Annotated in this window: 17 protein-coding genes and 2 pseudogenes; 8 read left to right on the top strand and 11 right to left on the bottom strand. The window is 66.8% G+C overall.

Annotation, left to right across the window (positions count from 1 at the left end; genetic code table 11):
* Positions 1 to 77: 77 nt before the first annotated feature.
* A complete protein-coding gene (locus tag AB0H61_RS28345; protein ID WP_357310343.1) occupies positions 78 to 650 on the top strand; it encodes an NADAR family protein in 573 nt (190 codons plus the stop codon).
* On the opposite strand, the gene AB0H61_RS28350 is transcribed toward AB0H61_RS28345, so the two are convergent.
* Complete coding sequence (locus tag AB0H61_RS28350; RefSeq protein WP_357310345.1) at positions 629 to 1,840, bottom strand: tetratricopeptide repeat protein; 1,212 nt, start codon at positions 1,838 to 1,840, stop codon at positions 629 to 631. The two genes, AB0H61_RS28345 and AB0H61_RS28350, sit on opposite strands and share 22 nt — an antisense overlap.
* A 694-nt stretch (positions 1,841 to 2,534) precedes the next feature.
* Here AB0H61_RS28350 and AB0H61_RS28355 point away from each other — a divergent pair.
* Positions 2,535 to 3,614: a dihydrodipicolinate reductase gene (locus AB0H61_RS28355; RefSeq protein ID WP_357310347.1), complete on the top strand. Its 1,080-nt coding sequence runs from the start codon at positions 2,535 to 2,537 to the stop codon at positions 3,612 to 3,614.
* Positions 3,611 to 4,090 carry a carboxymuconolactone decarboxylase family protein gene (locus AB0H61_RS28360; RefSeq protein ID WP_357310350.1) on the top strand — a complete coding sequence of 160 codons (480 nt, stop codon included), beginning with the start codon at positions 3,611 to 3,613 and terminating at the stop codon, positions 4,088 to 4,090. The genes AB0H61_RS28355 and AB0H61_RS28360 overlap by 4 nt, the downstream gene beginning before the upstream one ends.
* Positions 4,091 to 4,951: 861 nt before the next feature.
* Here AB0H61_RS28360 and AB0H61_RS28365 read toward each other — a convergent pair.
* Positions 4,952 to 5,233 (bottom strand): hypothetical protein, encoded by a 282-nt coding sequence (locus AB0H61_RS28365; protein ID WP_357310352.1) that lies wholly within the window; start codon positions 5,231 to 5,233, stop codon positions 4,952 to 4,954.
* 515 nt (positions 5,234 to 5,748) lie between these two features.
* Here AB0H61_RS28365 and AB0H61_RS28370 point away from each other — a divergent pair.
* Positions 5,749 to 6,696 carry a TetR family transcriptional regulator gene (locus AB0H61_RS28370; protein ID WP_357310354.1) on the top strand — a complete coding sequence of 316 codons (948 nt, stop codon included), beginning with the start codon at positions 5,749 to 5,751 and terminating at the stop codon, positions 6,694 to 6,696.
* Positions 6,697 to 6,757: 61 nt separating this feature from the next.
* Here AB0H61_RS28370 and AB0H61_RS28375 read toward each other — a convergent pair whose 3' ends face one another.
* Together AB0H61_RS28375 and AB0H61_RS28380 are read right to left on the bottom strand one after the other, a co-directional pair.
* A complete protein-coding gene (locus tag AB0H61_RS28375; RefSeq protein WP_357310356.1) occupies positions 6,758 to 7,336 on the bottom strand; it encodes a ferredoxin in 579 nt (192 codons plus the stop codon).
* 126 nt (positions 7,337 to 7,462) lie between these two features.
* Positions 7,463 to 9,013, bottom strand: coding sequence for an amino acid permease (locus AB0H61_RS28380; protein WP_357310359.1), 1,551 nt, complete (start codon positions 9,011 to 9,013; stop codon positions 7,463 to 7,465).
* 191 nt (positions 9,014 to 9,204) lie between these two features.
* Here AB0H61_RS28380 and AB0H61_RS28385 point away from each other — a divergent pair, with 191 nt between their 5' ends.
* Positions 9,205 to 10,599: an FAD-dependent oxidoreductase gene (locus tag AB0H61_RS28385; RefSeq protein WP_357310361.1), complete on the top strand. Its 1,395-nt coding sequence runs from the start codon at positions 9,205 to 9,207 to the stop codon at positions 10,597 to 10,599.
* A gap of 60 nt (positions 10,600 to 10,659) precedes the next feature.
* On the opposite strand, the gene AB0H61_RS28390 is transcribed toward AB0H61_RS28385, so the two are convergent.
* Together AB0H61_RS28390 and AB0H61_RS28395 are read right to left on the bottom strand one after the other, a co-directional pair.
* Positions 10,660 to 11,073: a nitroreductase family deazaflavin-dependent oxidoreductase gene (locus AB0H61_RS28390; RefSeq protein ID WP_357310363.1), complete on the bottom strand. Its 414-nt coding sequence runs from the start codon at positions 11,071 to 11,073 to the stop codon at positions 10,660 to 10,662.
* Positions 11,074 to 11,136: 63 nt separating this feature from the next.
* Positions 11,137 to 11,532: an ankyrin repeat domain-containing protein gene (locus AB0H61_RS28395; RefSeq protein WP_357310365.1), complete on the bottom strand. Its 396-nt coding sequence runs from the start codon at positions 11,530 to 11,532 to the stop codon at positions 11,137 to 11,139.
* A 148-nt stretch (positions 11,533 to 11,680) separates the two neighbouring features.
* On the opposite strand from AB0H61_RS28395, the gene AB0H61_RS28400 reads away from it, so the two are divergent.
* Positions 11,681 to 12,874 carry an AI-2E family transporter gene (locus AB0H61_RS28400; protein WP_357310367.1) on the top strand — a complete coding sequence of 398 codons (1,194 nt, stop codon included), beginning with the start codon at positions 11,681 to 11,683 and terminating at the stop codon, positions 12,872 to 12,874.
* An 18-nt stretch (positions 12,875 to 12,892) separates the two neighbouring features.
* On the opposite strand, the pseudogene AB0H61_RS28405 reads toward AB0H61_RS28400, so the two are convergent.
* Together AB0H61_RS28405 and AB0H61_RS28410 are read right to left on the bottom strand one after the other, a co-directional pair.
* A pseudogene (locus AB0H61_RS28405) lies at positions 12,893 to 14,259 on the bottom strand (NtaA/DmoA family FMN-dependent monooxygenase).
* A 17-nt stretch (positions 14,260 to 14,276) separates the two neighbouring features.
* Positions 14,277 to 15,330 (bottom strand): annotated as a pseudogene (locus tag AB0H61_RS28410) (LLM class flavin-dependent oxidoreductase).
* A gap of 476 nt (positions 15,331 to 15,806) precedes the next feature.
* On the opposite strand from AB0H61_RS28410, the gene AB0H61_RS28415 reads away from it, so the two are divergent.
* Both AB0H61_RS28415 and AB0H61_RS28420 read left to right on the top strand, forming a co-directional pair.
* The gene (locus tag AB0H61_RS28415) at positions 15,807 to 16,493 is read left to right on the top strand and encodes a crotonase/enoyl-CoA hydratase family protein (protein WP_357310369.1); all 687 of its coding nucleotides are present in this window, start codon (positions 15,807 to 15,809) and stop codon (positions 16,491 to 16,493) included.
* Entirely contained in the window at positions 16,494 to 17,087 is a 594-nt protein-coding gene (locus AB0H61_RS28420; RefSeq protein ID WP_357310371.1) for a TetR/AcrR family transcriptional regulator, read from the top strand.
* A gap of 54 nt (positions 17,088 to 17,141) precedes the next feature.
* Here AB0H61_RS28420 and AB0H61_RS28425 read toward each other — a convergent pair whose 3' ends face one another.
* The 3 genes from AB0H61_RS28425 to AB0H61_RS28435 form a co-directional block, all read right to left on the bottom strand.
* Positions 17,142 to 17,360, bottom strand: coding sequence for a hypothetical protein (locus AB0H61_RS28425; RefSeq protein ID WP_357310373.1), 219 nt, complete (start codon positions 17,358 to 17,360; stop codon positions 17,142 to 17,144).
* A 70-nt stretch (positions 17,361 to 17,430) separates the two neighbouring features.
* Complete coding sequence (locus tag AB0H61_RS28430) at positions 17,431 to 17,742, bottom strand: Chromate resistance protein ChrB (protein ID WP_357310497.1); 312 nt, start codon at positions 17,740 to 17,742, stop codon at positions 17,431 to 17,433.
* Positions 17,743 to 17,768: 26 nt separating this feature from the next.
* Complete coding sequence (locus AB0H61_RS28435; RefSeq protein ID WP_357310375.1) at positions 17,769 to 19,877, bottom strand: heavy metal translocating P-type ATPase; 2,109 nt, start codon at positions 19,875 to 19,877, stop codon at positions 17,769 to 17,771.
* Positions 19,878 to 19,924: the final 47 nt, after the last annotated feature.

Consider the following 19,924-nt stretch of genomic DNA (forward strand, 5'->3'; position numbering starts at 1 on the left):
GCTCCGATTCGAAAGTGATTATTCGGGTCACGATATCGGGAGGCGCGCGATACCTGGCATCGGGCAGACTACCGACCATGAATGTGCGTTCGGTCGATGAACTGGTCGACTTCGTCGACGCGGGTAACCGGGTGAAGTATCTGTATTTCTGGGGACATCGACCGCAGCGCGACGGCAGCATCGGGCCGGGATGTCTGAGTCAGTGGTGGCCCGCGCCGTTCACGGTGTCGGGCAATACCTTCGGCAGCGCCGAGCATTACATGATGTGGCGCAAGGCGATGCTGTTCGGCGATACCGAGACCGCCGCGCAGGTGCTCGCGGCGGAACATCCCAAACAGGCCAAAGATCTCGGGCGCACGGTTCGCGACTTCGACGAGACCGCGTGGAACGCACACCGTTTCGAGATCGTGGTGGCGGGCAGCGTGGCCAAATTCGGTCAGCATGCGGAGCTGAGCGAGTATCTGCTCGGCACCGGGGATCGGGTACTGGTCGAGGCCAGCCCGGTCGACCGCATCTGGGGGATCGGGCTGGCCGCCGACGATCCGCGCGTCGCGGACCCGGAGCAGTGGCGCGGCCTGAATCTACTCGGGTTCGCGTTGATGTGTGCGCGCGGCGAATTGCGGGCGGCTCAGCCCGAACTCACCGACTGATCGGCCGCCGAGGCTTGTTCCTCGGCGGCGCAGGTGCGCCACATCCGGGCCTCGGCGTGGTTGCCTTGCCGGTCGAGCAACTCCGCCAGCCCCGCCATCGCCCGTGATTCCCGTCGATCGGCGGCGGTACGCCACCAATGTTCGGCCTGATCCATTTCGCCCCGCCGGAATCGGACCACGCCCAGGTCGTAGGCTGCGGCGGCGTGCCCGGCGGCGGCGGCCTGCGCCCACAGACCACATGCCTGATCTTCTTCGCCGCGGCTGTACATGGCGACACCCAGGTCGTAGAGCGCGCCTCGATAACCGGGGTCCGGCTCGTTCGACGGCGCGACGGGTCGCTGCACATCGCAGGGTGGCGCGGCGCAGGGCTCGGGCGCCCGGGAATCCGCGGGTGTCAGCACATCGGCGATACCGTTGGTCTGCGAGACGGCGGGGGCTGTTGCCGCCGCAAGCGACCGCAGTTGCTCACCGAACCGATGCGGCATTGTCGCAATGGATTCGGATTCGGCCACGAAGATGTTGCGCTCGGCGGCACCGGCCGGAACCGGGGGCTCATCCGATGACGCGGCGACCGGATGGTTGCCGTTGGTATCTCTAGCGGGCCCCGGGGATGGCGGCGCGGCCTGACGGATCGCCGGTTGTGTGACGACCGCGACCGGGCGAGGCGGGACGACCGCGGGCGGGGTTGCGGCGGTAGACATCCCCACGACCAGGTTGGCGAAGTTCGGCGGACCCTCTCCGACGCTGCACCACAGGGCAATTCGGCCGTCCGGTATGTCCTCGATCAGAATGCCGTAATTGCCTGTCCACGATTTCTGCGCACCCGTCGCATCCACCCAGACCGGGGTCACCGTGAACAGTGCGTTGGAGCTGGTCGGGGTCAGTTCGAAGGTGACACCGCCGTGCAGGGCGTCACCCCACACATCGACCCCACCCAATTGCCTGCCGTCGAGGCCGATGTAGCCGTCGATCACCGACAGACCGATCCCGTGCCCCCGGAGCCCGGTCGGCGGTGCGGCGGAGAGCAGCGCCATCGTGAGCAGCGTGGGCTCCGGACCGAACTGCTCGCTGTACATCGGGTAGACCATGCTGCCGTTCCAGCGGATCGGGTCAGCGGTCTGGTAGCGGGCGGCGAGCGGTAGGTTGTCGATCGAATTCCGGGCGCGCCATTGTGAATACGGCTCGTTCATCGGTCGCGTCCCGCCTTTCCGCGATGCAAATCGCCCGTGTCTGCGCTGTGCGGCGCGGTACAACCTACTCGCCGCGGACCGACTCGGGTGCCCAATCCGGCCGCCGAGGCTCCTGGGTACCAGGACTGTTATGAAGATGAGTTCTTCGCCAGCTCCGGACGCGATTTCGGGGTGGCCGCGAGAGACATTCACGGAGACGCAGTTAGTGTAACCCGCAGTTACACTAACTGTGAGTTACCGAAAAGAATGAAGGGGCCGAGCGGCCGGGACACCGAGGAGCGGTGTGCTGGACGCTAACTGTACCCCATATCCCCGGATGCGCCCACTCGGGCGTCACACTCCGACGGCCTCCTCCTTCTCATCCTCGGCCGCCGCATGGTCCGCGCACACACCGCGGATCCGGTATGGCGGTAGGCGCGTTCACCGCCATGGCCGTGGTATCCGAATCCGCCTTGGCCACCAGGAGTTCCGGATGCCGCGGGTTCGGAACGTAGGCACCGGCCAGGGTGCGATCGCGTAGCCGATCGACGAGGACTTCTGCCGAGCGCCTCCTCGATTGGGAAGACGAGGATGTCGTGCGCCTCGCGGCATATCCGGTCCGACACAACAGCGTGGATCCCACCGAGTTCGGAAGTGCCACTGTGGGATTACACATATCCCGGACACCAAACCAAGCGCTTGCTACGCTCACTCGATGATCCCCACGCTCGTCTGGGGCACCGGCAATGTCGGCCGTGCGGCCATCCGTGCCGTCGATGCCCATCCGGCGCTCGAACTCACGGCTGTGCTGGTACACAATCCCGACAAGGTCGGGCGCGATGCGGGCGCGCTGGCCGGACTCGACTACGAACTCGGGGTCGCCGCCTCCGATGACATCGAGGCGGTGCTCGCGACAGGTCCGCGCGCGGTGGTCTACGCGGCTTCCGGCGATATCCGGCCCGACGCCGCACTCGCCGATATCCTCATCGCCATCCGGGCGGGCGCGGTAGTGGTGACGCCGGCGCTCTACGCGCTCTACGATCCGCGCAGCGCCCCGCCCGAACTGCGCGACCCGGTGCTGGCGGCCATCGCCGAGGGCGGCGGTTCACTTTTCGTCTCCGGCGTCGACCCCGGCTGGGGCAATGATGTGCTGCCACTGCTGATCAGCGGACTCGGCAGCACCGTCGATGTCGTCCGCTGCCAGGAAATCTTCGACTACTCCACCTACGACCAGCCGGATTCGGTGCGCTACCTGGTCGGCATGGGCCAGCCTATGGACTATCAGCCGCCGATGCTGCTTCCGTCGGTGCCGACCATGGTGTGGGGCGGGCAGATTCGACTGATGGCCCGCGCACTCGGCGTCGAGCTCGACGAGATCCGGGAGACATTGGACCGGCGTGCACTCGATGCCACGGTGCAGACGGCGCATATGGGTGAATTCGAGGCGGGTACGCAGGGTGCGGTGCGGTTCGAGGTGCAGGGCATTATCGAGGGCGAGCCCCGGATCATTATCGAACACGTCACCCGCATTCACCCGAGCTGCGCGCCCGACTGGCCGACACCGCCGGACGGCGACGGCGCGCACCGGGTGATCATCGAGGGCCGTCCCCGCATAGAAGTGAGCGTGGAGGCCACCGACGAGGGCGGCAACCGCTCCGCGGGCGGAAACGCCACGGCGGTCGGCCGGTTGGTGAGCGCGATCGACTGGCTGGTCGAGGCCGAACCCGGACTCTACGACGCATTAGATGTGCCACTGCGTCCAGCAGTCGGCAAGCTCGGAAGGAAGCATCCATGATCATCGACCTCCCCGAGGGCAAGGATCCGATCGGTTACGTCTGGGGCGAAATGGTGCCCGGCATCGGCATTGCAGCGTCCGCCTTCTCGCTGTCGGTGTACGAACACTCCACTCTCGGACTGCGCGAATTCGAGGCGGCCCGGCTGCGCATCGCCCAGATCAACGGCTGCATATTCTGTCTGGACTGGCGAACCGAACGCGACGGCGAGAAGGTCGAAGAGGAGTTCGCCGACGCCGTGACCGAATGGAAGACCACCGAACTATTCGACGAGCGCACCCGGCTGGCCGCCGAATACGCCGAGCGCTACGCCACCGACCACCACAATCTGGACGAAGAGTTCTGGGGCCGGATGTTCGAGCACTACACCCAGACCGAGGTGGTGGAGCTCAGCATGAGCATCGGCTCCTGGCTGGCCTTCGGCCGCCTCAACCACGTACTCGGACTCGATACCGCCTGTGTACTGCCCGGACACTGACGCCCGCGCGAACCTCGTCCGCCGCAGCCCCCTGTCCCGCCCGGATGGCCGCGCACGTGGTCGGGTCCGCAACACACTCTTCTGACCACCGCCCCTGCGTGACTTCCACCGCCACGCGAACCTGAATCGCGAGCGCCGGGTGACAGCAGGTGAAGATCAGCCGGAGCCGCTCGTCGTCGGGAGTCTCGGGCGGGTCGTGGTCGTACATGCACCTGCAGCTCACCCGCCCGCTTGGCCTTCAGCTTGCCGATGGCCGCCGCAAGGTCACGGGGGAGGACGGTCGTGTCCTCCCAGCGCGGCGCGGTGAGCGTGGTCGATGCGACGCACTTGGGCGTCTCATTCAACGCCACGCCGATGGGGTGGGCGCGCATCTCTTCGATTGCTCCCCAGGAGCCGGCAAAGATTTCGTAGGTCTGCGCGCGGCATTGATCGCCCGCAGCTGTGTCCGCCCTGATTCGCTCGAGGTTGCGGATGATCCGACTGAATGCCACCGGCCCGGCTTCCGTGCTTCACCCCAACGGAGCCATCTCCAGGTTCACACCGTTGTAAACCACCCGACGCCACTGTCGGGACGACGAGAGTGGCACACACTCTCACCTGGAGTCGAATCCATCAAGGATCGGTCCGGCTACCACCGGCTCGGCATCCACTGGCGCCGCAGGGCCGTGACCTAGGCTCCCCCGATTTCTGCCCTCGGGTGGGAATCGAGATACGGGCGGGGATTGAGCCACGGGGCCAGAGCTTCCAAATCTTCGGAATTCAGCTTGGCAATGCCATTCTCACACTCGCGATGATGACCATTTCTGTAGTCGGACTCCGCATACATGCGGGTGTTACACACCGAACAACTCCACGCAGCCATCACGCTGTCCGTCTTTCTTTCTCTCCAGTCTTATGAAGCTCTCCAGCCTCATGAAGTAGGACAGCTTCACGAGCGGCGCCCGGCCGTGGATCCTGAGTAAGGTAGGTCTGCTTTGCCCATTCATACGCGTAGAGCGCTCTCCGCAGCCATCGTGATGGGCAATCCCGAAAGTAATCACTGGCGTCTTCGAAGTAATCACCGGGGTGGGGATCGTCCATCATCAGGGCTTCCATAGCCGCATGAAACCCGGCTCTGTTGATATCTATTTCGTGAGAATTCATGATCAATCCTTGATTCAAGTTGGTGTGAGACACCTCCGGCGATAGCAGTAATAGCAAGAGGCAGCAACATACGGATCGCATTTACCTGCCCGCCAGGAACGACGCCGGCAACCCGCGGCCCGCCGCAAGCCAGAGGACTGGATCGACGTGTCCGCCGTTCCGAAGCCGGTGGCGCGCGAACCGGCGAATGGTAGCGAAGGTCTAATCGCGATAGTCCTGTGCGCAGAGGGCTGGACCGCCAGTCATACGCGCCGGGCGCGCTGACGCTCACGGCGTTGACCGCCGGGCCGACGACCTCCGATGCGGTCGCGCGATCGGCGAGCAGCAGACCACTCGGGGCCGGAGTCTCGGCCATCACGCATCCTTCCATGTACCAGGTGAGCTGAACATCCACCGTACGTTCGATAAGTTGCCGTTCAGGTAGAGACCATGGTCACTGCACTTCGGGGGGATGTCAAGCAATCCGCTGGTACTTCCGCAATACGACGGCGCAAGGGGGATGTATCATGTTCAGTGTGCCTGAACATACGATCGTGAGCGAGGGTCCCGGCGACACCGGTGCGGGTCATCTGGTGCGCCGGGCTCGGACGGCGGCTGGAGTCTCGCTCCGCGAACTGGCCCGCAATATCGGCGTCAGCGCCGCAACCCTCAGTGCCATCGAGAACGGCAAAACACCACTGACCGTCGGCCGACTCGACCGGATCGCCGCCGAACTCGGCGTCGCCACCGTCGACATCCTCGCCGCCCGGCCGCCATCAGCCGCCGACGCCACCGGCCCGTCACTCGCCCGGTCGACAGGTAGCGGGCCGACATGGCGCACCTTCGAGCCCCTGACACTTGATCCTGCTCTCGACGCGGCGATCGCAGCACTTCTGCAGACCGGCTACCACGGCGCGACGATGAGAAGTATCGCGGCCAACGCCGGTATGAGCGTCGCCGGCATCTACCACTACTACCCCAGTAAACGAGACCTACTCGTCGCCATATTCGACCTCGGGATGGACGATCTGTACTGGCGAATCCCGGCAGCCCGCGACGACGGTGTCACCGTGGTCGAACGATTTGCCAATATGGTCGAAGCCCTCACACTGTTCCACGCGTACCGTGGTGACCTCGCGTTCATCGGGGCCAGCGAAATGCGCAGCCTCGACGAACCCAACCGCTCCCGAGTCGCTGCTCAGCGCATAGACGTTCAGCGAATGATCGATGACCAAGTTGCCGCCGGCATCCGGGCAGGCGAGTTCACCACCCGCTACCCACGCGAAGCCGCCCGCGCTGTCGCCACCATGTGCACGTCCCTGCCGCGGTGGTTCCACCCGGGCGGCTCCGTCTCTCAACAACAAATCGCCGTCGAATACGCGCAATTCGCCGTCGACATCATGCGCGGACACACACGGCCCGAGCCGTCATGGCCCGCCCCACAAGATCCACCGATACCGCAGTCCCGCAGAGGTATACGCTGACCACTTCGACAGCGGTGACGCATTCCCGCCTCGAGGTTGAGGCGATGCTCGACAATCGGGATCAGTCACCGAGGTCAGGTAGGGTTTCCTCCGGCAGGGCAGGTCGGTGGTTCTCGAGCCAGAATCCGTATTCCCGCAGATGGGTTTCAAGGCCGTTGTCCAAGTAGTCGCGGAAGTCGCGCAGCCCCTTGGCGGCATCGCGGGTCTGGGCGTCTTGACTGACGGACCACCCGCTCTCGACAGCATCAATCCACGCTCGGAGTTGCGTGCGCTCGGCCCACCATGTGCGTATCAGTTCCAGGTTCCAGTGGTCGTCGCCATCACAGGCATACGACAAGAACGGGTCTGTCCAGGCCGCTGACAGCACCAACTGTGTCTGCCACGCGTTCTGTGGCTGACGAAACACCAACTCGCTGCCGTAACTGTCTTCGTACACGATGTGGTCGGGCGCGATCGGGCGACCTGCCCAGCAGTTGTCGGTCTGGGCGCCGTAGAACGGGCCGGGCACGTTACGCCAATCCCGGTTCTCCCACATCCCGCGGAGATAATCTTCCGGGGGATCCAACAGCCTGCCGTCGTCCCAGCCGGCATTCCTCAGCGATGCCGATGCTCGCACAGTGGGTAGCGGATCCCAGTACACCAGCTCATCGTAATGGCCAACCGTGCGAGATAAGCTGGGCGACTCAGCAGCGGTGATGCACTGACCGGTTGGGAAAGCCACTCGCCGTAGTGCCTCCGATCCAGGTGGATCGGAGGCTTACTCGGGTCAGGCTCTGACCGGGGCTTCCGCGGCGGGCGGTTCGGGAACGTTGCGCTTCGGACCGGTGAACCAGCGGCGCGCGGAGACGAACCACCAGATGGCGATCGCGCCGACAACGCCGACCAGCGCGATCGGGGCGTAATTGACCGTGGTCCAGGTGAATTCGTCGTTCCAGGGGTAGCCGCGGTCGTCGGTGGGCAGGATGAACAGCAAGCTGATGGCCACGATCCACAGCAGGGCGACGACGCCGATCGGGCGGTACCAGCGCCCGAGTTGCCACGGGCCGGTCCGGAATCGCGTGCCGTGCAACTGGCGCAGCAGAATCGGAATGCCGTAGGCGATATACAGGCCGATGGTCGCCACCGAGGTGGCCGCGGCGTAGGCGGTGGGCGCGTTGGCGGCGGGCACCAGCATCGACGGGATCAGCAGGATGAACGCGAAGACCGAGATGAACAGCACGGCGTTCACCGGAACCTTGCGCGCCGAAAGCTTGGACCACAGCGCCGAACCCGGGACCGCGCCGTCGCGGGCGAATGCGAACAGCATCCGGGACGCGGAGGTGACCGAGGCGTATCCGCAGAACAACTGGGCGATTGCGGCGATGACCAGCAACAGACCGGACCAGAAGGAATTCAGCGAGTTCTCCAGGATGTAGATCACCGGGTAGCCGCTGTTCTTTTCGGGGTCGAGCGCGTCGTCCAGGTTGGGAATCGCGAAGGTCACCGCCATGATCAGCAGGTAGCCCGCGATCGCCGATACGACAATGGTGTTGATGATGCCCTTGGCCGCCATCCGAGAGGCGTCGTGGGTCTCCTCCGACATGTGCGCCGACGCGTCATACCCGGTGAAGGTGTACTGCGCGTGCAGCAGACCGAGCAGGAAGCTGAAGGCGACACCGCCGAAGCCGACCGCGCTGTTGTCGACCGTCTCGGTGAAAACGAACCCGACACTCTGATGGTGTTCCGCGCCGATCCCGAGTACCAGCACGAAGATCGCGACGCCGCCGACATGCCACCAGGCCGAAATATTGTTGATCACCGCGGACAGGTGCGGGCCGATCGCATTCAGCACCGCGTGCAGCACCAGGATGACCGCGAATACCGAAAATATTGCGGTGCGGTCGGTTCCGATATCGATGCCGATCACATTCAGCACCACGGTGGTGAAAATCGCGGCACCATAATCGATCGCGGCGGTCACCGCGATCTGGCCGATCAGGTTGAACCATCCGGTGAACCAACCCCAGATCGGTCCGCCGAGTTCCGAGGCCCACCAGTAGAGGCCACCGGAAGTCGGGTAGGCCGAGGCCAATTCCGCCATCGCCAGACCGACGAACAGCACCATCACCGACACCAGCGGCCAGCCCCACGCCATGGTGATGGGCCCGCCGTTGGCCAGCCCGATGCCATAACTGGCGAGCCCGCCGGTCAGGATCGAGACAATGGTGAAACTGATCGCGAAATTGGAGAATCCGGACCAGGATCGGGCCAGTTCCTGTTTATAGCCGAGTTCGGCGAGACGGCGTTCGTCATCGGATTGGGGCTGGATTTCGGTCATGCGCGCTCCCAGGTGAAAACGCTGCCCTCACACAGCGTTTGCCAGAAGATCAGTGTGAAGTAAACCCGGGTCAACCGCAGCGCAACGTGGAAACTCGGCGGATGCCAGGAGCGTCGGATCGGGTCCGCGGCCAGTGCACCCTCGGGGACCGGGCGCGCGGGCGAGGTTCCCGGGCGACGTAGCGTGGCGGTATGACGGAGCGAACAGTGGGCGCGGCCGAGCGACTGGTGATCGTCGGCGGGGACGCCACGGGCATGTCGGCGGCCTCGCAGGCCCGCCGGATGCGGAGCGCGGACGAATTGGAGATCGTGGTCTTCGAACGGGGTCGCTTCGCCTCGTTCTCGGCGTGCGGCATTCCGTATTGGGTCGGCGGCGATGTGCCTGATAGGGATGCTTTGATCGCACGCACCCCGGAGGAGCATCGGGCCCGCGACATCGATTTGCGCATGCGCACCGAGGCGCTCGAACTCGATATCGACGGCCGCCGGGTCCGGGCGAAGGATCTCGAATCCGGCGACGAATCCTGGGTCTCCTACGACAAACTGGTGCTGGCCACCGGCGCCCGTCCGATCCGCCCCCAACTGCCCGGTATCGACGCGGCGGGCGTGCACGGAGTGCAGACCCTCGACGACGGCCAGGCCCTGCTCGACACCCTCGATCGCACCGAGGGTAAACGCGCGGTGGTGGTCGGTGCGGGCTATATCGGCGTCGAGATGTCGGAGGCCCTGATCAACCGCGGCTACGAGGTCACCGTCGTCAACCGTGGTACCGAACCGATGTCCACCCTCGACCCGGATATGGGCGCACAGGTCCGCACCGCCATGTGCGGAATGGGCATCGAGATCGTCTGCGACGCGGAGGTTACCGAGATACGCACCGACGAATCCGGGCGGGTACGCGCGGTGGTCACCACCGACGCCGAATATCCGGCGGATGTGGTGGTCCTCGGCATCGGAGTGCAACCGGAAACCACACTTGCCAGGGCCGCGGGTTTGCCGCTGGGTGAGCACGACGGGTTGCTCACCGATCTGGCGATGCGGGTGCGCGGCCACGAGAACATCTGGGCGGGTGGCGATTGCGTCGAGGTGCTGGATCTGGTTTCCGGGCGCGAGCGGCATATCGCACTCGGAACCCACGCCAATAAGCACGGCCAGATCATCGGCGCGGGCATCGGCGGGGGATACGCCACCTTCCCCGGGGTCGTCGGCACCGCGGTCAGTAAGGTCTGCGATCTGGAAGTCGCGCGAACCGGCCTGCGCGAGAAGGAAGCCCGCGCGATGGGGCTCCAGTTCGTCACCGTCACCATCGAATCGACGAGCCGTTCCGGGTACTACCCGGGCACCGCGCCGATGACGGTCAAGATGCTCGCCGAACGCCACACCGGACGTTTGCTGGGTGTCCAGATCGTCGGGCGCGAGGGTGCGGGCAAACGCGTGGATATCGCCGCGGTCGCACTCACCGCCCGGATGACCGTCGAACAGATGACGGCGCTGGATCTCGGCTACGCGCCGCCCTTTTCCCCGGTCTGGGATCCGGTGCTGGTGGCGGCGCGCAAGGCCGTCGTGGCGGTGCGGCAGCGCGGGTAGCGCGCCTCGCGAATCCACGCCGGGCGCGCGGCGCTGGTTGCCCGCACCCGGCGCAACAGCTCAGGCCTGGCTGCGGTAGACCGCGAAGACGGGGATCAGCCGGTCCGTCTTCACCTCGTAATCGCCGAACTGCGGCATCAGTTCGACCATGCGCGCATACAACTCGTCGCGTTCCGGCCCGGTGACCAATTCCGCTTTCGCCCGATAGGTCTCGGTGCCGACCTCGACCGTGAGCTCCGGATCGGCGCGCAGGTTGTAGTACCAGGCGGGATTCTTATCGGATCCGCCGTGGGACGCGAAGATCACGATGCGGTCACCGTCGGGCAGGAAAACCAGCGGGTTGGTGATGGCACGGCCCGACTTGGCGCCGGTCGTGGTGATCAGGACCATATTGGTGCGGCCCTCGAACGGGCCGCCGACGCGACCGTCGTTGGCGCGGAACTCCTCGATCACACTGGCATTGAAGTCGCTCATCTTGTCCTTCCGATCACGGTGTCCTCACCGCCAACCCAGCAGGCGGTGCAGAAATTCCTGCGATCAGGAGTCGAAGGAGGCCAACAGCTCGGTCTTGCCGAACATGGTGGCCGCCTCACGCGCGGACGGTGTTCCCGCGTCGGGGTCGGCGCCCGCGGTAACCAGCAGACCGACGATCTCGTCCTCGCCCTTGAACACCGCGCCGGCCAGGGGAGTCTGGCCTTTGTCGTTGGCGCGGTTGGGATCCGCGCCGCGCACCAGCAGCAGCGCGACGGCGTCACGGTGGCCGTGGTAGGCGGCGAGCATGAGCAGCGTGTCGCCGCGGTCGTTGGTGAGGTTCGGTGGCACACCGGCGTCGAGGTATCCGGCCAGCGCGTCGGCCTCGCCCTGCCGGGCCAGATCGAAGACTTTGGTGGCCAGTTCGATCAGCTGTTCGGCTTCGGAGTCATCGGTGCTCACCAGGCCATTCCTACCACGCGATGGTCGAATAGCGGCGAAAACCCCGGTGAACGGGGGCGAGGCGGCGCAGCCCGACGGGGCGATCGCACCGGCGGACGATGGCTCGGCAATGCCTGCTCGCGGGCGAGGACCATGTAAGACTGACGGCGTGAGCGGGCCGAGTGAAGGAACCAGCAACGACAAGTCGGGCGGGCAGCCGACGCCGGATCGCGGGGATGTGATCGGCACGGGGATTCTGTGGTTGGCCAAATGGGCGCTGTGCATCGTGGCGATCGCGGCGGGCGCCTGGGTGCTCGGATTCCTCACCGCCAAACTGTGGGTGGTGCTGCTGCCGGTGGCGTTGGCGATCGTGGTGGCGACGGTGCTCTATCCGCCGACCCACTGGCTGACCGAACACGGCTTTCGGCCCGCGGCGGCGGCGACGATCACGGTGCTCGGATTCCTCGGATTCCTGGCCGGCGTGATCGCACTGATCGTGCCGTCGGTCGTCGATCAGTCGCCCGAACTCGCCAACAAGGCGACGGCGGGTGTCAACCAGGTACGGGGCTGGTTGCAGGGGCCACCGCTGCGGATCCGCGACGAACAGCTGCAATCGGCGGTGGACGCCATCGTGACCAGGTTGCAGTCCAGCGCCGAACAGATCGCGACCGGAGTGTTCAGCGGCGTGAGCACCGCGACCTCGGTGCTCATCACGCTGTTCCTGGTGCTCGTACTCGCCTTCTTTTTCGTCAAGGACGGGCCGCGCTTCATGCCCTGGATGCACCAGGTGCTCGGCAGCCGGAGTGGACGGCATCTGGAGGAGGTGCTGAGTCGGGTCTGGGTCACCCTCGGCGGGTTCATCCGGACCCAAGCCCTGGTCAGCCTGATCGACGCGGTATTCATCGGCGCCGGGCTGGTCATCCTGGGTGTGCCACTGGCGGGAGTGCTGGTCGTGATCACCTTCATCGGCGGGTTCATCCCGATGGTCGGTGCGTTCGTGGCGGGCGCGCTCGCCGTTCTCGTCGCGCTGGTCGGCAAAGGGCTGACCACCGCGCTGATCGTGCTGGGCATCATCATCGCGGTGCAGCAACTGGAAGGTAATGTGCTGCAACCGGTTCTGCAGAGCCGCAGCATGAAGCTGCACGCGGTGATCGTGCTGCTGTCCGTGACCGCGGGCGGCTCGCTCTACGGGATCGTGGGCGCCTTCCTCGCCGTGCCGGTGGTAGCGATCATCGCGGTGGTGATCCGCTACATCGGCGAACAGATCGACGTGGTGACCACATCGCAGCCGGAGTCGGACATCGATGTGGTCACCTCGCCGTCGCCCGAAGCCCCGACGGATACCGCAGCCGCCGCCGAATAGACCGGCGGCAGACGTCATTCAGCCGCGGTGGGTGAGAGGTTCACGCAGACCGAGATGCTCGCGCAAGGTAGCGCCCGTGTACTCGGTCCGGTAGACGCCGCGCTCCTGAAGTTCCGGGACGAGCCACTCGACGATCTCGTCCAGCCCGGTCGGGACCAGGTACGGCGAGATATTGAACCCGTCGGACGCGCCGTGACGCACCCAGCGCGCGAGTTCGTCCGCGACCTGAGCCGGGGTGCCCGCGAATCCGGAGCGCTCGGTCGTCGCGATGACAACCTGGCGCAGCGACAAATTCTCGGTTTCGGCGCGGGCCCGCCATTCGCGGGCAATCGATACCGGATCCTGTCTGTGCCGGGGGTCTCCGAAATGGGCCGCCGCTCCGGATCCTCCCGGGGGAGTGGACCATCGGGATCGAGGTCGGACAGATCACGGCCCCACACCTGCCCGGCCAGCGAGAGCGCGGTCTGCCCGGTGTACTGACTCTCCGTGACCCAGCGCACCTTCTCCTCGACCTCGGATTCCTTCTCCGCCAGCACGATCTGGGTGCCGGGCAGGATTCGGATGTCGTCCTCGGGCCTGCCTGCCGCGCGCAGCCGGGAGCGCACATCGTTGGCGAAGGCCAGCGCATCGTCGAAATGTGTACCGTGCCTGGAGAAGATGACGTCGGCGTGGGTCGCGGCGAAGTCCCGGCCGGAAGGTGAATCTCCGGCCTGGAAGATCACCGGATGTCCTTGCGCGCTGCGGGGCAGCGTCGGGGTGATGGTGGCTCGGATATGGGGGCCGAAGCGTTCGACCGGCCGCACCGCGTCCGGTGCTGCCCAGGTCGGACTCCGCTGCGAGGTCGCGGCGGCGTTGTCGCGCCAGGAATCCCAGATCTCGCGGACCGTCGCGACGAATTCGGCGGCCCGCTCGTAGCGGTGCGCATGGTCCAGATAGCCACCGCGCCGGAAGTTCTCACCGGTCCAGGCGTTGTCGGTGGTCACCGCGTTCCACCCGGCGCGGCCACCGGAAAGCACGTCGAGGCCGCTCAAACGCCGGGCAAGATCGGCCGGCTCGTTGTAGGTGGTGTTCTGTGTCGCGACCAGACCGATGTGACGGGTGATGCCCGCCAGCGCGGCGAGTTGCGCGATGGCATCGGGGCGGCCGGCGATATCGAGTTCGAGGATCTTGCCGTCCTGCTCGCGCAGTCGCAGGCCCTCGCCGAGGAAGAACGCGTCGAACAGGCCGCGTTCGGCAGTGGTGACGATCCTGCGGAAAGTCTCGAAATCGATCTGCGACCCACTCGTCGGATCCGACCAGATCGTCGTGTGGTTGACACCCTGGAAGAAGATCCCGAAGTGGACCTGCGCGTCCGGATGCGGCACATCGATGGGATGGGCGGTCATAGCGTCTCTCCTGTCGATCAGTTCGTGCCCGCGTAGCGGTTCGCGGGGCGGGCCAGCCCGAGATTCGCCCGCAAGCGTCGATCCCGGCACCGGTCGGTGCGCGAGCCCGGCACGGAACAGGGCGGGCAGGACCCGGCGGGCCAGGACCGGGAGGTCCTCATCGATTACCGCGGGATGCAGGCGGACGCCGTCGACGTGCGCGGCGAGCCGCGTCAGCAGATCCACCAGCTCCTCGGCGGATCCCGAAAACCGCAGACCTGCCGTGGAATTCGCCGGGGTATGCCCCTCCAGATCGGCGAGTCGTTCGGCCGCGGTGACACCCGGCGTATCCACTGCGACCGAGATCTCGGCGAACGCGAGTGGAGTATCCGACGCTCGTGCGGCCGCGACCACCTCGTCGAATGTCGTCGCGTACAGCAGCCGCACGTCGACATCCCCCTCGATACCGAACACCACCGGCTGTCCCTGCGGTGGCCGAGGTACGATCGCCGGGCCTTTCACCGCGAAGGTGTCGCCGCGGAAGTCGATGTAGTGCAACCGGTTCCGGTCCAGGAACCATCCGTTCGCGTAGTCTCTGATGACCGCGTCGTCCTCCCACGAATCCCAGAGACGCCTCGCGACCTCGATCGAATCACGCTGCTCCCGTGCGAGTTCGGCATCCCCGGAAACCACCGGCCGACCCCACATCGCCGCGGCCCGCCCGTCGTCGACCCGCTCGGCGATCCAGCCCGCGCGGCCACGGGACGCGAAGTCCAGTGTCGCCACCTGCGAGGCCGTGTGGAACGGTTCGGCGTAGGTGGTCGCGACCGTCGGAACCAGCCCGATCGTGCTCGTCGTCGCCGCGACGAACGATGCCCGTGTCACCGCGTCGATCCGCCCGGGCGGCGCATCGCCCGGCACGATCGAATCCGCGAAACTCGCCAGGGTGAACCCGGCATTCTCCGCGGCGGCCACCCGCGCCCGCACCGTCGCCGCGGTCAGCAGCCGATCCGGCGCCTGCCCCGCACGCCGCCACGCCGCCGGATGGTATCCGTCGCCATCGAGTTCGATCCCGACCCCGAATCCGCCCATGCGTCACCTTCCCTCACAACCGAGATGTCGAGAATGCGACCCTTCGTCCACCAATGCGACGGTTAATCTCGCCCTGATCGGAAGGTCCGAATCGGGAATACAACCGGCAGAGCGCATTCCGGCCTGGACGTTGGGGTGCCAGCGCCGTCCCGGCTGAATTCCTCCGGGGTTGAGCAGGCGCCGAGCGGCCAAGGCAAGGAGCGCACGGAGCAGCCCCGGTAGGGCCGGTCAGGTCGATGCCGAGGGTTTGCCGACAGTCGGCGACGGGCGACGCTGCTGTGATGCGGCTGGAAGCGGTCGGCGGACGGCGCAGCGAGCCGGTGACGCGGTAGGCGTCCAGCGGCATCGTCACCGCCGAAGTGTCGCAGCGCCGGCACGCCGAGTTGGCCGCGGTGTTGCTGTGGGCACTGGCGGAGTGCGAACGCCGCATGTAGAGTGCAGCTCTAGAGCAGTACTCTAGAGCATTGGAGGATCCCGTGACCGACCTCGTCACCTACCGCCGCGACGGCGCCGTCGCCACCGTCACCATGGACGATGGCAAAGCAAATGTGATGTCCGAGGACATGATCCGCGAACTGGGTGCGGCACTGGACCAGGCCGAGGTTGATCGCGCTGTCGTCGTGCTGACCGGACGCCCACGACTGTTCTCGGCGGGATACGACACCGCCATGTTCGGCCGGGGCCCCGAGGAGATCGTCCGAACCCTACGGGCGGGTGGCAATCTCGTGCACAGGCTGCTCAGCTTTCCGTATCCGGTCGTGGCCGCCTGCTCCGGACATGCCATAGCGCAAGGCGCATTCCTGCTGTTGGCTACGGACGTGCGATTCGGTGTGGACGGCGATTTCAAGCTCGGCCTCAACGAGGTCGCGATCGGCCTGACCATTCCGCACTACGGGGTCGAAGTGGCGCGCCATCGGCTGACCCCGCCCGGCTTCGACCGGGCCGCGAACACCGGGGGACTGTTCGCGCCCCGCGAAGCCCGGGACCTGGGATTCCTCGATATCTTGGTCGCCGACCAAGCCGAACTCACCGAGCGCGCCACCGCCGAGGCCGAACGGCTGGCGGGCGTGGATATGGCGGCGCACCTCGGGACGAAGCAGCGGGTCCGGGCGCAGGCACTGGCCGCGGTTCGATCGGGAATCGATACCGAGTTCGGCGCCTAGATGACGGGGGCGACCCGGGACCGGATCCTGGCCGAGGCGACGAATCAGCTACTGGATAAAGGGTATCCGGCATTCACCATGGCCGGTGTCCGCGATCGGCTCGGCCTGTCCAGCGGTAGCATGTTCCACGCATTCGGATCCAAGGCCGAACTCGCGGCCGCGGTGTACGTCGCGGGCATGCTCGACTATCAGGGCGCCATCCTGAACCGCATCACCGCGGCCGACGCGCCCGAACAGGCCGTCCGATCGCTGATCGACGGGCATCTCGGCTGGGTGGAGGACCATCGGCACTTGGCGCGATTCCTCTTCGCAACCCTGCCCGACGAGGTCGCCCGCTTCGCGAAACCCGATCTGGCACCGCACAATCAAACATTCTTCGAAGCGCTGGACCACCACTACACCGACCTGCTCGGCACCGCGCGCCCCGGCGGCCGATCCCACTATCCACTGGCACACGCCGTCTGCATAGGACCGGCACAGGAGTACTGCAGGCAGTGGATCCGCGGCACCGTCGAGGCCACCCCCCGCACCCTGTCACCTGTCTTCCAGAACGCCGCCCTCGCCGCCCTCGCCACCCTGGCGTCGCCGCACTAGCAGGGGTCGCCGTAGTATCGGCCGATTCTCGGGCGGATGTGGCGGAGCCGCTGGTCAGTGGGTGCCGGAAGCGCCAGGGCCGATGAGGCTGGTCAGTTCGCGCATGGGCTTCACCCAGGCGCAGCGACCCGCCAGGCCGAGGTCCTCGATGTTGAGCTGAGGCAGTTCTTCTGCGCGAGCGCAGGTTTCATACAGCATCCGCCACAGCGTCTTCTCCCACAGATGAATGTCACGGCGGGCGATGAGCCGGTCGATCGCGGTCCGCGAGCGCACCGGCGTGTCGAAGTCCGGCCGGGGTCGAGCGCGCGCCGATACCGGCACCCGCGGGGCGTCCCAGCGTTGCTCACGACACCAGGAAAGCCATCTGCCGACGGCGGCGCGGCGTGCGTTCCAGGTGTTGACCGTTCTTGGCCCCAGAGATTCCAGGGCCGCGCCGATTTCGTCGTCGGAGACCGAGTCCAGGGCCCGGCTGGGCGACGCGGGGTGGTGGCTGGGCGGCCTGTGGTACAGGCCGCGGGATGCGATCGTTCAGGGGGGAAGGCTTGGTGAAGATCGCCCGGGCGGTGGTCGGGGTCAGCGCGACGTCGGGCACGGCCCAGCTGCCCTGCCCCAGCGACAGCGCTCCGATCTTGCGGAGCTCGCGCCAGACCGCCACCCCTTTCGGCGGTGGTTGGCTGTCGGTCAGTCGCAACAGTCGCTGGCGTGGCCAGCCGGGGCGGATGTGACGGTGATCGGTGCGGGTCTGAGTGTGAGCAGGTTGGCACGCGACTCAGAGACAGGTGCGGGGGTGACCGAGGGTAGGCAGCAGGCGCAGGCAGGGGTGGGCGCCGGTTCGGACTGTGCGGTTGGGGTGGCCGGGACGGTGCTGACGGGTTGGGGTGTGGGTGCGCCGGGCAGTGGCCGTAGGCGGGCGGCGCGCACGCCGTTGGCGATGACGAACACTTCGGCGAGTTCGTGGATGAACACGACCGTGGCCAGCCCGAGGAGACCGGTGGCCGCGAGTGGCACCAGCGACACGACGATGGCGGCGGACAGTCCCATGTTCTGCAGCATGATCCTGCGGGCGCGGCGGGCGTGCGCCACGGCTTGGGGTAGGTGGCGCAGGTCGTGGCCCATGAGGGCGATGTCGGCGGTTTCGATGGCGACGTCGGTTCCCATGGCGCCCATGGCGATTCCGATATCGGCGGTCGCCAGGGCGGGGGCGTCGTTGATACCGTCGCCGACCATGGCGACGGTGCCGGAGCGCTCGCCGCGCAGTCTGGTGATGTGGTCGGCCTTGTCGGTGGGCAGCAGTCCGGCGTGCACATCGTCGATACCGACTCGGGCGGCCAGCGCGCTGGCGGTGCGGGCGTTGTCGCCGGTCAGCATCGCCACCCGCACCCCAGCGGCCCGCAGCGCGGCGACGGTCTCGGCGGCCTCGGGGCGCAGTTCGTCACGGATGCCGATTACCCCGATCACGGCGTGGTCGTGCTCGACGACGGCGACGGTGACCCCCGCGTCCTGAAGCCGGTCGACATCGCCCGAAAGGGCACCGGGCGTGATCCAGCCGGGTTTGCCGAGCCGGGCCACCCGCGCGTCGACGGCGCCTTCGATACCCGCGCCGGGCACAGTGATGACATCCTCCGCAGTCGCGACCGGAACGGGTGCGGCGGCCAGGATGGCGGCGGCGAGGGGGTGTTCGCTGCGGGCTTCGAGGGCGGCGGCGACAGAGTGGACCTGCTCGCGGGTGTGCCCGGGGGCCGACACGATTTCTACGACAGTGGGCTGGTTGCGGGTCAAAGTGCCGGTTTTGTCGAGGGCGACTGTGCGTACCGTGCCGAGCGTCTCGAGTGCGGCGCCGCCCTTGACCAGAACTCCGAGGCGGGTGGCGGCGCCGACCGCGGCGATGACGGTGACCGGGACCGAGATGGCCAGCGCGCACGGGGCGGCGGCGACCAATACCACCAGGGCACGCTCGATCCACACCCCGGGATCGCCGAGGATCGCGCCGACCCCGGCGATCGCGGTGGCGAGCACCATGACCGCGGGCACCAACGGCCGGGCCAGCCGGTCGGCCAGCCGCTGGCGGGAACCTTTGCGCTGCTGGGCATCCTCGACCACCCGCACGATCTTGGCCAGAGAGTTGTCCGCGACACTCGCGGTCGCTTCGATCGTCAGGGCGCCGTGAGCGTTGATCGATCCGGCGAACACCGCATCGCCGGGACCGACCTCCACCGGAATCGACTCCCCGGTCACCGCGGCGGTGTCCAAACTCGAACGCCCCTCGCGCACGATACCGTCGCTGGCGATGCGGTCGCCGGCGCGCACCAGCATCCGGTCCCCGACCCGCAATTCGGCCGGCGCGACGACGGCTTCGCCGTCGGCGCGTAGCACCCACACCCGATCGGGAACCAGGGCGAGCAGCGCCCGCAACCCTTGGCGGGTGCGTGCGAGGGAGTAGTCTTCGAGGGCTTCACTGATGGAGAACAGGAACGCCAGCATCGCTGCCTCGGCGAACTGGCCCAGGGCCAGCGCCCCGACCAGTGCGATCGTCATCAGTGTGCCCACGCCGATCCGTCGCCGCCACAGCGCCCGCAGCGTTCCCGGCACGAACGTCGCACCACCGATCGCCGCGGCGGCCAGGGACAGCACCGTCGCGGCCATCTCCGCTCCCGACCAGCCAGCGGCGAATCCGGCCGCCAGTGCGAGGCCCGCGGCAGCGGCCAGTTGCAGTTCCCGTACCTGCCACAATCGGTGCGGCTGCTCGGCGGCGGTGTCGTGATCGTCGGTGCCGCAGCACGCTTCGCTCATCGTCTGCCTCGCTCTCGTGTCGTCGTGGCTGGTTTCGGCGGGGTGCC

The sequence above is a fragment of the Nocardia sp. NPDC050710 genome (assembly GCF_040654375.1).
Classification (GTDB): domain Bacteria; phylum Actinomycetota; class Actinomycetes; order Mycobacteriales; family Mycobacteriaceae; genus Nocardia.

Excerpts from the sequence above, each read along its gene's own strand:
- AB0H61_RS28420 (WP_357310371.1), top strand. The coding sequence starts at position 16,494 with ATGACGGGGGCGACCCGGGACCGGATCCTGGCCGAGGCGACGAATCAG.
- AB0H61_RS28365 (WP_357310352.1), bottom strand. The coding sequence starts at position 5,233 with ATGAATTCTCACGAAATAGATATCAACAGAGCCGGGTTTCATGCGGCT.
- AB0H61_RS28385 (WP_357310361.1), top strand. The coding sequence starts at position 9,205 with ATGACGGAGCGAACAGTGGGCGCGGCCGAGCGACTGGTGATCGTCGGC.
- AB0H61_RS28380 (WP_357310359.1), bottom strand. The coding sequence starts at position 9,013 with ATGACCGAAATCCAGCCCCAATCCGATGACGAACGCCGTCTCGCCGAA.
- AB0H61_RS28350 (WP_357310345.1), bottom strand. The coding sequence starts at position 1,840 with ATGAACGAGCCGTATTCACAATGGCGCGCCCGGAATTCGATCGACAAC.
- AB0H61_RS28360 (WP_357310350.1), top strand. The coding sequence starts at position 3,611 with ATGATCATCGACCTCCCCGAGGGCAAGGATCCGATCGGTTACGTCTGG.
- AB0H61_RS28435 (WP_357310375.1), bottom strand. The coding sequence starts at position 19,877 with ATGAGCGAAGCGTGCTGCGGCACCGACGATCACGACACCGCCGCCGAG.
- AB0H61_RS28345 (WP_357310343.1), top strand. The coding sequence starts at position 78 with ATGAATGTGCGTTCGGTCGATGAACTGGTCGACTTCGTCGACGCGGGT.
- AB0H61_RS28355 (WP_357310347.1), top strand. The coding sequence starts at position 2,535 with ATGATCCCCACGCTCGTCTGGGGCACCGGCAATGTCGGCCGTGCGGCC.
- AB0H61_RS28390 (WP_357310363.1), bottom strand. The coding sequence starts at position 11,073 with ATGAGCGACTTCAATGCCAGTGTGATCGAGGAGTTCCGCGCCAACGAC.